12 protein-coding genes are annotated in these 11964 nt (G+C 62.6%); 6 read left to right on the plus strand and 6 right to left on the minus strand.

Annotated elements, in window-relative coordinates; all coding sequences use genetic code 11:
* The first annotated feature begins 98 nt into the window (after positions 1–98).
* The gene (gene istA / locus BLV47_RS04320) at positions 99–1598 is read left to right on the plus strand and encodes an IS21 family transposase (RefSeq protein ID WP_126543471.1); all 1500 of its coding nucleotides are present in this window, start codon (positions 99–101) and stop codon (positions 1596–1598) included.
* Positions 1591–2394 (plus strand): IS21-like element ISPst3 family helper ATPase IstB, encoded by an 804-nt coding sequence (istB, locus tag BLV47_RS04325; RefSeq protein ID WP_003117254.1) that lies wholly within the window; start codon positions 1591–1593, stop codon positions 2392–2394. Before istA ends, istB begins: the two co-directional genes overlap by 8 nt.
* Before the next feature lie 387 nt (positions 2395–2781).
* Here the strand turns inward: istB and BLV47_RS04330 are convergent, their stop codons facing one another.
* Positions 2782–3711: a recombinase family protein gene (locus tag BLV47_RS04330; RefSeq protein ID WP_003150544.1), complete on the minus strand. Its 930-nt coding sequence runs from the start codon at positions 3709–3711 to the stop codon at positions 2782–2784.
* 201 nt (positions 3712–3912) lie between these two features.
* Between BLV47_RS04330 and BLV47_RS04335 the strand changes: the two genes are divergently transcribed.
* From BLV47_RS04335 to BLV47_RS04345, 3 genes are read left to right on the plus strand one after another with little or no spacing between them, the layout of a single operon-like run.
* Positions 3913–4152, plus strand: a complete 240-nt coding sequence (locus BLV47_RS04335; RefSeq protein ID WP_003089107.1) for a ribbon-helix-helix domain-containing protein — start codon at positions 3913–3915, stop codon at positions 4150–4152.
* A complete protein-coding gene (locus BLV47_RS04340; RefSeq protein WP_003150546.1) occupies positions 4152–4562 on the plus strand; it encodes a putative toxin-antitoxin system toxin component, PIN family in 411 nt (136 codons plus the stop codon). Before BLV47_RS04335 ends, BLV47_RS04340 begins: the two co-directional genes overlap by 1 nt.
* 3 nt (positions 4563–4565) lie before the next feature.
* Complete coding sequence (locus BLV47_RS04345; RefSeq protein WP_003299771.1) at positions 4566–7559, plus strand: Tn3 family transposase; 2994 nt, start codon at positions 4566–4568, stop codon at positions 7557–7559.
* Between the two features lie 12 nt (positions 7560–7571).
* Here the strand turns inward: BLV47_RS04345 and BLV47_RS04350 are convergent, their stop codons facing one another.
* From BLV47_RS04350 to BLV47_RS04360, 3 genes are read right to left on the minus strand one after another with little or no spacing between them, the layout of a single operon-like run.
* Positions 7572–7784, minus strand: coding sequence for a GDCCVxC domain-containing (seleno)protein (locus BLV47_RS04350; protein WP_003089113.1), 213 nt, complete (start codon positions 7782–7784; stop codon positions 7572–7574).
* Positions 7785–7791: 7 nt separating this feature from the next.
* Positions 7792–8067, minus strand: a complete 276-nt coding sequence (merP, locus tag BLV47_RS04355; protein ID WP_003150552.1) for a mercury resistance system periplasmic binding protein MerP — start codon at positions 8065–8067, stop codon at positions 7792–7794.
* Positions 8068–8079: 12 nt separating this feature from the next.
* A complete protein-coding gene (locus tag BLV47_RS04360) occupies positions 8080–8430 on the minus strand; it encodes a mercuric transporter MerT family protein (protein ID WP_003089115.1) in 351 nt (116 codons plus the stop codon).
* A 74-nt stretch (positions 8431–8504) separates the two neighbouring features.
* Between BLV47_RS04360 and merR the strand changes: the two genes are divergently transcribed.
* Positions 8505–8903: an Hg(II)-responsive transcriptional regulator gene (merR, locus tag BLV47_RS04365; RefSeq protein ID WP_010466370.1), complete on the plus strand. Its 399-nt coding sequence runs from the start codon at positions 8505–8507 to the stop codon at positions 8901–8903.
* A 54-nt stretch (positions 8904–8957) separates the two neighbouring features.
* Here the strand turns inward: merR and BLV47_RS36075 are convergent, their stop codons facing one another.
* Together BLV47_RS36075 and BLV47_RS04370 are read right to left on the minus strand one after the other, a co-directional pair.
* Positions 8958–9149 carry a hypothetical protein gene (locus BLV47_RS36075; RefSeq protein ID WP_167365624.1) on the minus strand — a complete coding sequence of 64 codons (192 nt, stop codon included), beginning with the start codon at positions 9147–9149 and terminating at the stop codon, positions 8958–8960.
* Between the two features lie 24 nt (positions 9150–9173).
* Positions 9174–11963 (minus strand): helicase-related protein, encoded by a 2790-nt coding sequence (locus tag BLV47_RS04370; RefSeq protein ID WP_092310299.1) that lies wholly within the window; start codon positions 11961–11963, stop codon positions 9174–9176.
* Position 11964: the final 1 nt, after the last annotated feature.

Raw genomic sequence — 11964 nt, forward strand, 5'->3', positions numbered from 1 at the left:
AACTGACCCAGTAGAGGCTGTTCTGCCGATCGAAAACTGACCCAGGTGCTCAACTGCTCCTGCTCAATTTATGAGCAGGAGAACACAGGGTGATCAGTATGGAAATGATGGGCAAAATTCGGCGGATGTATTTCCGCGACAAGCTGTCGTTGCATGAGATAGCCAAGCGCACCGGATTGGCGCGCAACACCATTCGCAAGTGGGTCAGAGCGCCGGAAGCCAAGCAGCCGGTGTACCTGCGCCGGGCCATTTTCAACAAGCTGAGTCCGTTTCACGGCACGCTGGAGCAGGCGCTTAAAGCCGACTCGCTGCGTCCCAAGCAACAACGGCGCAGTGCCAAGGCGCTGCTGGCACAAATCAAAGCCGAGGGTTATGACGGTGGCTACAGCCAGCTCACCGCGTTTGTCCGTGCCTGGCGCGGGGATCAGGGCAAGGCAGCGCACGCCTTTGTGCCGTTGACCTTTGCCCTTGGCGAGGCGTTTCAGTTTGACTGGAGCGAGGAAGGCTTGCTGATCGGCGGCATTTACCGGCGCATGCAGGTGTCGCACCTGAAGCTGTGCGCGAGCCGTGCCTTCTGGCTGGTGGCTTATCCGAGCCAAGGTCACGAGATGCTGTTCGACGCGCATACGCGCTCGTTCAGCGCCTTAGGCGGCGTGCCACGCCGAGGCATTTACGACAACATGAAGACGGCCGTCGACAAGGTCAACAAGGGCAAAGGCCGCACGGTGAATGCGCGCTTCGCGGTGATGTGCGCGCACTACCTGTTCGATCCGGATTTCTGCAACGTTGCCTCAGGTTGGGAAAAGGGCATCGTCGAAAAGAACGTGCAGGACAGTCGCAGGCGTATCTGGCTGGACGCCCAAGACCGTCAATTCCACTCCTTCGAGGAACTCAATGCCTGGCTCGGGCAGCGCTGCCGCGCACTCTGGAGCGAGCTTCCGCACCCGCAATACAGCGGGCTGAGCGTGGCTGAGGTGTTGGAGTTGGAGCGGGCCGAAATGATGCCCATGCCCGCGCCCTTCGACGGTTACGTCGAGCGTGCGGCGCGGGTTTCCAGCACCTGCCTGGTCAGCATGGGACGAAACCGCTACTCGGTACCCTGTGAGTACGCCGGCAAGTGGCTCAGTTGCCGCCTGTATCCGACGCGGATCGAGGTGGTAGCTGATGACGTATTGATTGCCAGCCACGCGCGCTTGCTGGATCGCGACCAGGTCAACTATGACTGGCAGCACTACATCCCGCTGATCGAGCGCAAGCCGGGCGCACTGCGCAATGGCGCTCCTTTTGCGGATCTACCAACACCACTGCGGCAACTCAAACACGGCCTGACACGTCATGCCGGCGGTGACCGGATCATGGCGCAAGTCCTGGCTGCCGTACCCGTCGCCGGACTCGATGCCGTATTGGTGGCCGTTGAACTGGTACTCGAAGCCGGCACCCTGAGCGCCGAACACGTCTTGAATGTCGTGGCGCGGCTGACAGCGACCGAGCCACCGCCCTCCGTCGAGACTCACTTGCAGCTCAAGGAAGCGCCTGTCGCGAACACGGCGCGCTACGACCGTTTACGCGGCAGCGTCGAGGAGATCCGTCATGCGTGATCTCATGGCAGAACTCAAAGAGCTGCGCCTGCACGGCATGGCCAATGCTTGGGCGGACTTGACGGCGCAGGGTGAGTCGGCCCTAGCCTCCTCGAAATGGTTGCTCGAACACCTGCTGCAACAGGAGCATGCGGATCGCGCCATGCGCTCGGTGAGCCATCAAATGAACATGGCCAAGCTGCCCATGCACCGTGACCTGGCTGGCTTCGACTTCAGCGCCTCCAGCGCCGACGCACGGCTGATCAGGGAACTGGCCAGCCTGGCCTTCACCGACACGGCACAGAACGTGGTACTCATCGGCGGGCCGGGCACCGGCAAGACCCACCTGGCCACCGCGCTAGCCGTGTCCGGCATCACTCTGCACGGCAAGCGCGTGCGCTTCTACTCCACGGTTGACCTGGTCAATCTGCTGGAGCGCGAGAAGCATGACGGTAAAGCCGGGCGCATCGCCCAAGCACTGCTGCGCATGGACTTGGTCATCCTCGATGAGCTGGGTTACTTGCCATTCAGTCAGGCTGGCGGTGCTCTGCTTTTTCACCTGCTGTCCAAGCTGTACGAGCACACCAGCGTCGTGATCACGACCAACCTGAGCTTCGCAGAATGGTCGCGCGTGCTCGGCGACGCCAAGATGACCACCGCCCTGCTGGATCGGCTTACGCACCACTGCCACATCGTCGAAACGGGCAACGAGTCCTACCGCCTGCAACACAGCAGCTTGGCGGCTCAGGCAAAGATCAAATCACGGGAGCGAAAACGCAAGGACGATCAGAAGCCGGTGGACGACGAACCGTTTTGATTTTAGGGAAAGGATGGCCTGCTGCATGACGACATGTGGCAGGTCTTCAGTCGCCACTTGGGGCGATCGAAAGGAAGGGATTTTAAAGCAGCTGCGCTGATAGACTTATCCACAGTTGCTGATATAGAAATCAGCAATCCGCCCTGGGTCAAATTTCAATCGGCAGGGTGGGTCAATTTTCCATCAGCACCAACAGCGCCGTACGCGAAAGCCTTTCCTGATCCAAGCGATTTGCACTTTTTTGATATCACCGGATTCCAGCCCCTTCGTACCTTCTGCCCTGCTCGTCGCCACCGGCGCACGGGGCAGACTCATCCTCAGCACAACAAGAATCTCCTGTAGGAGAAGGGGTTTGGGGAGCAATGGAACCAAAAACCAACGTAAGCCCTACCAACGCTTTTCGGTGTCTTCTTCCCAGGCGCCCATCTCGACAAAACAGTTGCGCATGTCGGCCTCCTGGCTGATCTCGGTCAGCAGGTCATGCACGCTCTTGTCCAGCTCATCGTCGCTCCGATACGGAATGGTCAACTCATAGTGGCCGGCATCCAGCCGCTTCATGCCATAGGGCTCCAGGCAGTAGCGCTCAATGTTCTCCGTGGCCCGCTTCCGGCCGCGCACGAACTTGCTGTTATTCACCACCGCGAGGCGCAGGGTGACGGTGGCCACCCGCTCGGCGGCGGGCGGCTCTGCCGGCGACGCGGCCGAAGGCTGCTGGTCGCGTGACCTGGCGCTCTTCTGGTACGCGCCGATCTCGACACCACGGTGGCGCAGGTAGCTGTACAGCGTGCTCTTGGAGATGTGCAGCTTCTCGCCGATCGCGCTGACGCTCAGGCGACCTTCGCGGTAGAGGGTTTCGGCCGCCATGGCGGTGGCCTCAGCCTTGGCTGGCAGGCCCTTGGGACGGCCACCGATCCGGCCACGCGCCCGTGCGGCCGACAGACCCGCCTGAGTCCGCTCGCGGATCAGCTCGCGCTCGAACTCCGCCAGCGAGGCGAACAGGTTGAACACCAGGCGGCCTTGGGCGTGGGTGGTGTCGATGGGGTCATTCAGGCTCTGTAAGCCGACCTTGCGCTCTGCCAGCTCGCCGACCAACTCGACCAGGTGCTTGAGGGAACGCCCAAGGCGATCCAGCTTCCAGATCACCACGGCATCACCCGGCCGCACGTTGGCCAGCAGTTTGTCCAACTCCGGCCGGGCGCTTTTCGCGCCGCTGGCGATGTCTTGGTAGATGCGTTCGCACCCGGCCTGTTTCAGGGCATCGACTTGTAGGTCGGCTTTCTGATCCCGAGTGCTCACTCGCGCATAACCGATCTTCATCAAAAGTACTGTTTACTCGACTACGTTAGTAATAGTTGAACTTTGATTAAGCGTACCAGTTATTTGAACCGTAGCGCGGGGAGCTTAACGAACCGAGCCATTCCTCGATAGAGTTCGGCAAAACCTTCGTTTTGTCGAACCATTGCATCGCCCTTTGTGATTGGCGTATAAACACACAAACACCTATTAGCGGAGAACGCTATGAATACCATTCGCTGGAATGTCGCCGTCTCGGCCGACACCGACCAGTCGCTTCGGATGTTTCTGGCCAGCCAGGGCGGCGGCCGTAAGGGCGACCTGTCGCGCTTCATCGAAGAAGCGGTACGGGCACACATCCTGGAGCTGAGCGCTGAGCAGGCCAAGGCCGCTAACGCCCATCTGAGTGAGGCAGAATTGACCAACGCGGTTGACGAAGCGCTCGACTGGGCACGTAAGCGCTGATGCGGGTCGTGTTGGATACCAACATCCTGTTCAGCGCCCTGATCTCGCCACATGGCGCGCCCGATGCGATCTACCGTGCCTGGCGGGCGGCGCGTTTCGAGGTGGTGACCTCGCGGATGCAACTCGATGAAATTCGTCGAGCCAGCCGCTATCCCAAGCTTCAGGCCATCCTACAGCCCGCCAAGGTGGGCGCCATGATCAATAACCTGCAACGGGCTGTGGTACTGGAGCGCCTGACCATCGAGGTCGAAGCCGATGATCCGGATGACTCGTTTTTGCTGGCCATGGCCTTGGCGGGCGATGCGGACTACCTGGTAACCGGTGATCGCCGCGCCGGCCTGCTGCAACGCGGGCACATCGAACGCACGCGGATCGTCACGCCCGCCGTGTTCTGCGTCGAGGTGCTGTGATCAATGCCGGTCGGTTTTCTGACTCAAGAGCAACGCGACGGTTTTGGCCGCTATGTTGATTCGCCCAGCCGTGAAGAGCTGGAACGTTACTTCCACCTGAGCGATGAAGACCGTGAAGCCATCCAGGTGCTGCGGGGTAACCATAACCGTCTGGGTTATGCCGTTCTGCTGACCACCGTCCGCTTCGTTGGCGTTCTGCCGGACAAGCCCGCCGCCGTGCCGGTGGAAGTCCTGCAGGTGCTTTGCCGACAACTGGCGATTCCAGACCCCGACTGCCTCCAGCGCTATAGCGATCATCGCCGCTGGATACATGCCACCGATATTCAGAACCGCTTTGGCTATCGTCATTTCACCGATCCGGGCATCGGCTTTCGCTTGAGCCGCTGGCTGTATGCCCTCTGCTGGACGGGCACCGACCGGCCGGGAGTGCTGTTTGAGCGAGCCACCTCGTGGCTGTTCACACAGAAAGTCCTCCTGCCTGGTGTGTCTCAACTAGAGCGCTTTATCGCCCAGTTGCGCAGTCGGGTCGAAGAACGCCTCTGGTTTACGCTGGGCCGCAGCGTGACTGAGGAACAGCGATTGCAACTGCAAGACTTGCTGACGGTGGCCGAAGGCAACCGCAGCTCCCGGCTGGATCAATTGCGCTCCGGCCCGGTCATGGTCAGTGGCCCCGCGTTGATTCGGGCACTGCGCCGGCTCGATGACGTGCGCGGCATCGGCATCACCTTGCCGGCGGCGGCGCACATCCCTCCCAGCCGTATCGCCGCCCTGGCCCGCTTCGCCAACACGGCCAAGGTCACCGCGATTAATCGGCTGCCGGCGTCGCGGCGGATGGCGACACTGGTGGCCTTCGCACTCTGCCTGGAGGCGACTGCGCACGACGACGCACTGGAAGTCCTGGAGGCCTTGCTGCGCGACCTGTTCAGCAACGCGGAGAAGGCCGACAAGAAAGCCCGCATGCGCAGCCTGAAAGACCTGGATCGGTCGGCCGCGACGCTCGCCGCCGCGTGCAAGGTCGTGCTGGACAGCTCGATCAGCGATGACAACGTGCGCGCCCGGCTGTTCAACGACCTGCCGAGGACCACCCTGGAAAAGGCCCTGGAAGAGGTCAACGCGCTGATCCGCCCGGTAGATGACGTCTATTTTCTTGCATTGGAAGCGCGCTACCGCAGCGTGCGCCGCTTCCTGCCCGACCTGCTCAAGCACATCCGCTTCGGCTTCAGCCCGGCCGGCAAGGGCGTGGCGGCTAGTCTGGAGTGGCTGCAACTGAACCTGCCGCGCCGGAAGCCAGAGGATGACGCGCCGCAGGAGATCGTGGCCAAGGCTTGGCAGAAGCACATCACCCGCGAAGATGGCTCCCTCGACATGGGTGCCTATGTGTTCTGCACGCTCGATGCGCTGCGCACGGCCCTGCGCCGCCGCGATGTCTTCGTCTCGCCCAGTTGGCGCTATGCCGACCCGCGTCTTGGCCTGCTCGACGGTGCCGAATGGCTGGCGGCGCGACCGATCATCTGCCGGTCACTGGGCCTGACCATCGACGCCAAAACCACCCTGGACGCCTTGTCCGTCGAGCTGGATGCAACCTGGCTGGCAGTAGCCGCGCGCCTGCCCGACAACCCGGCGATTCAACTGAGCGAGAACACCGAGGGCAAGACCGAACTGTCGCTCGGGGCGCTGGACAAGCTGGACGAGCCCTGCTCGTTGCTGCAACTGCGGGCGGCCGTGTCTGACCTGATGCCGCGTGTCGATCTGCCGGAAATCCTCTTGGAAATCGCCGCCCGCACTGGCTTTTCCGAGGCCTTCACCCATGTCTCCGAACGCAATGCACGCGCCGACAACCTGGTCACCAGCCTCTGCGCGGTGCTGTTGGGCGGGGCCTGCAACACCGGCCTGGAGCCCTTGATCCGCACCGACAACCCGGCGCTGCGCCGTGACCGGCTGTCCTGGGTCAGCCAGAATTATATCCGCGACGACACCCTGTCAGCGGCTAACGCCATCCTGGTCGGAGCGCAAAGCCAACTGGAACTGGCCCAAGTCTGGGGTGGCGGCGAGGTCGCCTCCGCCGATGGCATGCGCTTCGTCGTACCGGTGCGCACCGTGCATGCCGGCCCCAATCCGAAGTATTTCGGCACCGGCCGGGGTGTCACCTGGTACAACCTGATTTCCGACCAATTCTCCGGCCTCAACGCCATCACCGTGCCCGGCACGCTGCGCGACAGCCTGGTGTTGCTGGCGGTCGTGCTGGAACAGCAGACCGAGTTGCAGCCGACGCAAATCATGACCGACACCGGGGCCTACAGCGATGTGGTGTTCGGGCTCTTCCGCCTACTTGGCTACCACTTCAGTCCGCGGCTGGCCGATGTCGGCGGTACCCGCTTCTGGCGCACGCGCCCGGACGCGGACTACGGCAAGCTCAACGGGCTGGCCCGCCAGTCGGTCAAACTCGACCTGATCGCCGAGCACTGGGACGACCTGCTGCGCCTGGCCGGCTCGCTCAAACTCGGCCGGGTGCCGGCGACTGGCATCATGCGCACGCTGCAAACGGGAGATAGACCCACCCGGCTGGCCCAGGCGCTGGCCGAATTCGGGCGGATCGAAAAGACTCTGCACACGTTGACCTATATCGACGACGAGTCCAAGCGCCGCGCCACCCTGACCCAGTTGAACCGAGGCGAAGGCCGGCACAGCCTGGCCCGCGCCGTGTTCCACGGCAAACGCGGCGAGCTCCGCCAGCGCTACCGCGAAGGCCAGGAAGACCAGCTCGGTGCTCTGGGCCTGGTGGTGAACATCATCGTGCTGTGGAACACCCTCTACATGACGGCGGCCGTGGAACGGCTCAAGCAGCACGGCTATCCAGTGCTGGAAGAGGATTTGGCCCGGCTATCGCCGCTGATCTACGAGCACATCAACATGCTCGGGCGGTATTCCTTTGCGGTACCGGAAGAAGTTGCGCGCGGCGAGCTGCGGCCACTGCGTAATCCAGACGACGACCTGTGATCCCCCTAAACGCTATGAGCAACACCCAAGCTGCTGCTGGATCGGCGGGCACTTCACCGAGCCGAACGAACAGAAAACGCAGCAATCCCCTGGGTTGGGGCGCAGCAGCGCCTTGCAGTTGCTGCACTCGTAATAGAACTGGCAGGCGTCCGTGGGCATGGTTTCCGGCTTGGCGAAGCCGCAGCGCGGGCAAGTCAGCACGGACTCAAGGACAATGGCGCTCATCGTGACCTCACTTCTGCACTGTGGAGGGGTATCCCGCGTTCGCGGTCGCCTCAGTCAGTGCCTCGGGCTGGGCCTTATCGGGATCGTAGGTGACGGTCGCCGTCTTCTGGTCGAAATTGACCTGGACGTCACTCACGCCGGACACCTTCTCCAGCGACTTCTTGACCGTGATCGGACAGAGTCCGCACGTCATGTTCTGCACGTCGAGCGTGACGGTTTTCGGGGGAGCCGCCAGCGCCACGAAGGGCAAGGCGAAAAGCACGGCGATCAGCAGTTTGCGCATGGTTAATCTCCTTCAGTAGAACAGCGGGGCGAGCCACGGCACGGCCAATAGGCCGAGCAGCAGCACGCTGACGATCCAGAACACGAGTCGCTGTCGCACGAGCGTGCGCGGATCGGCGCAGGGTGTACCTGGCGTACAAACCTGTGGCACCAGGTAGAGCTTGCGGAATGCCAATCCCAGGAACAGTAGAGTCAACCCGATGAAGAGGGGGCGTAGTGGCTCCATCATGGTCAGAGCGCCCACCCACGTACCGCCGACACCGAGTGCCAACAGCACCAGTGGCCCGACACAGCACACCGACGCACCGATGGCGGTCAGCGAACTCGCGACCAGCGAGCCTTTCCCGGTGAGTTGCATCCCCATTCCCATCTCCTGAGCCTGATTGCCTAGGTGCTATTCTAAACTCCGTACCAAAGTACGGAATCAAGGAGAAAGTGATGGCCACAGAGCTGACCATTGGCAAGCTGGCAGACGCCGCCGGGGTGAACGTCGAGACGATCCGCTACTACCAGCGACGCGGGCTGCTGGATGAACCAGCCAAACCCTTGGGTGGCCATCGGCGCTATCCGGTGGACATGGTGAAGCGACTGCGTTTCATCAAGCGGGCTCAGGCGCTGGGTTTCACGCTCTCGGAAGTCGGTGGACTGCTGACGCTGGATGAGTCGTGCGCCTGTGCCGAAACGCGAGCACGGGCTGCACGCAAGCTCGCGTTGATCGAGCAGAAGATGGCCGACTTGGTCGTCATGCAGCAACTGTTAGGCGAACTGGTGCAGCAATGTTATGCGGGAGACGGCGGAACGATCTGCCCGATCATCGAGGCACTGATCAGAGAGTAATGCCTGGCGGGTGAGCTGGAGATCGGAAAGCCCCTTTACGGTGGGATTCAGAGCTTACGTTGGTTTTTGGTTCCATTGCTCCCCAAACCCCAGCTTGACGCCCTTGGGGGTGCCGTAGTCGGCCTCTAGCTGTGCGTTGGCGCGGCCCTGTGCGGCTTTTTCCAGTTGGTCGGGCAGGAACAGGCCGCCTTCGAGCTTGACGGTAGGCAGGTTCAGCGCGGCCTGGGTCTTGCGGATGCGTTTCATGGTTGTTCTTCTCCAGGCCGAGGCTTACAGCGAGTCAGGCAGCAGCACGTACACGCCCATCACATCGACCGGCAGGCAGGGGCTGACGCTGTACTGGCCGACGTCACGGGTGGCTTCGCGCACGCGCTGGTGGTCGGCCAGCAGGGCATCGGCCCGCTGTTGGGCTACCGCTTGCAGTTGCTGCGGGTGCGCGGCGAGGAAGTCGAGCGCGGTGCGGATTTCGCGCTGTGCCGCCTCCGGCGGCAGGTTGCCGCTGGGCGTGCATTCGAGCAGGCGACTCACGCCGTCGTCAGCCAGCCATTGAGGAGCGTTGCGGCCCTGCACAGCCAGAGCAACGGTTTCCTCCGCCATCATCTGAAAGGGTTCGCGGCGGCGCACGTAGCTGAGCTGGTGGCGCAGGCGCAGAAGATAGAGGGTGGTGACGACCTCCACGTCATTGGTAAGAGTGGCAGCGCAACGGGCGGCCAGCGGACGTTCGCCGACGAGTGCGTCTTCCAGCAGATGCTGAGCCAGCAGGCCAACCAGCGGGTGACTACGGTGCAGGTCGCTGAAGTCGATGAGCTGGGGTTTATCGATACCCTCGTCGGCCAAGCGCTGGCGCAGGGCTTCTGGGAGGTGCTGCGGCAAGAAGCGTGCAGTCTGCTTGCGACCGATTTCCAGCGGTGACCCTAATCGCACGCAAGCGCTTTGCAGGAAACGCTGCACGTCAGCCTGGGTGCCCAAGGCCTGCTGCTGTTTGTGCCATTCGGGCAGCACCTCGTCTGGCTTGATGCGGCGCTGGGCGAACACAGTGCGATTGGCCTTGGCTTTTTCCAGCGCGTCGTGCCATTGGGCTTGCAGAGGAGCTAGCAATTGCTCTGGCTCACCGAAGTCGAATGCGACCTGCGGCGACGCGGCGCGACTGTCGCTGCGTTTCATCAATGCCGCCTTGACCAGGGCCTGATTGATGCGGGCTTCGTCCTCGGGCAGTGGAACCAGCACGCCGAGTTCCTTCTGGATGGCCTCGCCCTTCTTGAGGATAACGTTGAGCACGAAGCCATCCACCGGGTTGTCTTGCCCGTAAAGCATGGTGCAACGCACTTCATCGGCCTGCTGACCGAAACGATCGACGCGGCCTTCGCGCTGTTCGTGGCGGGTGGGGTTCCAGGCCAGGTCGTAGTGGACGACAGCGGTGAACAGGTGCTGCAGGTTGATGCCTTCGGAGAGGCAGTCGGTGGCGACCAGGATGCGTTGCTCGGCATCCTCCAACTCATCCACGCGCTCGCGGCGCTCTTCGGTGGTGAGTTCGCCGGTGATGGCATCGACGGAGGCCTTCGGAAAAGCGGCCTTGAGGTGTTCGGCCACGTAATGAGCGGTGGCGATGTAGCGACAGAACACCACCGGGTGGAAGCCATCCTTCACCAGGAGGTCAATATGCCGGATGAGCGCAGCCAGCTTTGGATCACCGGCCTTACCGGAAAGACGTTGCGCGTCGGCGATCAAGGCTTGCAGGCGCGGCGCAGCGTCCTGCACCTGTGCTGGCGGCTCCAGATCACTGCCGGAGAGGTCATCGGCCTCGCCATCGTGCAGGCGCTCATCGCCGAGAAGCGTCTCGTCCGGCACAGTGCCTTCCAGCCGTGTGGTCAACGCCTTGACGGCGGCTGCGGGCGACGATGCCACGCAGCGCAACAATGCCAGGGTGGCGTACCAGATGAGGCGCGCGCCGCCTTGCTGTTCTTGCTGCTCAACAGTTTCAGCCAGTTCGCGGCAGTAATCCTGCACGGCGTCGAAGAACGCGCCCCATTCGCCGCTGAGCTGGTAGGTAAGCTCGGTTTTCATGCGGCGGGGAAAACCTCGTCCGTCATGGGTCTCGGCCTGCCATTCAACGATGTCCTTGCGACGGCGCTGGACGAAGTGGCGGGCCAGTTCCTGACGCAGCGGGTCGGAGGCTGTCATGCGGCCTTGTAATGCGGCAAAACGTGGATCGAGCAGCGACAGCAAGTTATAGAAGGCGGTTTCGTCACCAGAGTGAGGGGTGGCGGTCAGCAGAACCAGGTGTCGCTGCGCGTCACGGGCAAGGCGTTGCAGCAGCTCGAAGCGCAATTGCTTGCCCGCGCCGCTGCTGGCGCAGGTGTGGGCCTCGTCAACGATGATGCATTCGGGGGCGGTAGCGAGAAACTGTTCGCGGTGGCGTTCGCTCTTGATGTAGTCCAGGCTGACGACCACCACGGGATGATGGTCGAACAGGCGCACACCATGCGGAAGATCACGTTCGATGCGGGAGGCCGAAGCCGAAGTCAACGCCACGGCCTGAAGGTTGAAGCGGGTCTCCAACTCACTTTGCCACTGCTCGACAAGGTGCGGCGGGCAGAGGATGGCCAGGCGGGCGATTTCGCCACGGTCCATCAGCTCGCGTGCGATCAGGCCGGCTTCGATGGTCTTGCCGATGCCCACGTCATCAGCGATCAGCAGGCGTACAGTGGACAGACGCAGTGCCATCAGCAACGGCACAAGCTGGTAGCCGCGAGGCTCCACCGCGATATTGCCAAAGGAGCGGAACGGGCCGGCGCCGGCGCGCAGGGTCAGGCGCAAGGCATCGCGTAGCAACAGCGCGGCGGCATGGTTGCCGGCGCGTGCAGGATCGGGCCAGTCGAAGGTGGCAGGTTCGACGGGATGCAGCTCCAACTCTGGGATCAGGGCGATGCTTTCGTCATCGGCGCCGCTCAATGGACGCAGGCGCAGCCAGTCGCGGCGGGAGTCGCTTTGCACCACCCATTCGCGGCCTCGGGCGCGCACCAGATTGCCGGGCAGAAAGTCGTGTTCGAGGATCGTCATA

It is taken from the genome of Pseudomonas saponiphila, from assembly GCF_900105185.1.
GTDB lineage: Bacteria > Pseudomonadota > Gammaproteobacteria > Pseudomonadales > Pseudomonadaceae > Aquipseudomonas > Aquipseudomonas saponiphila.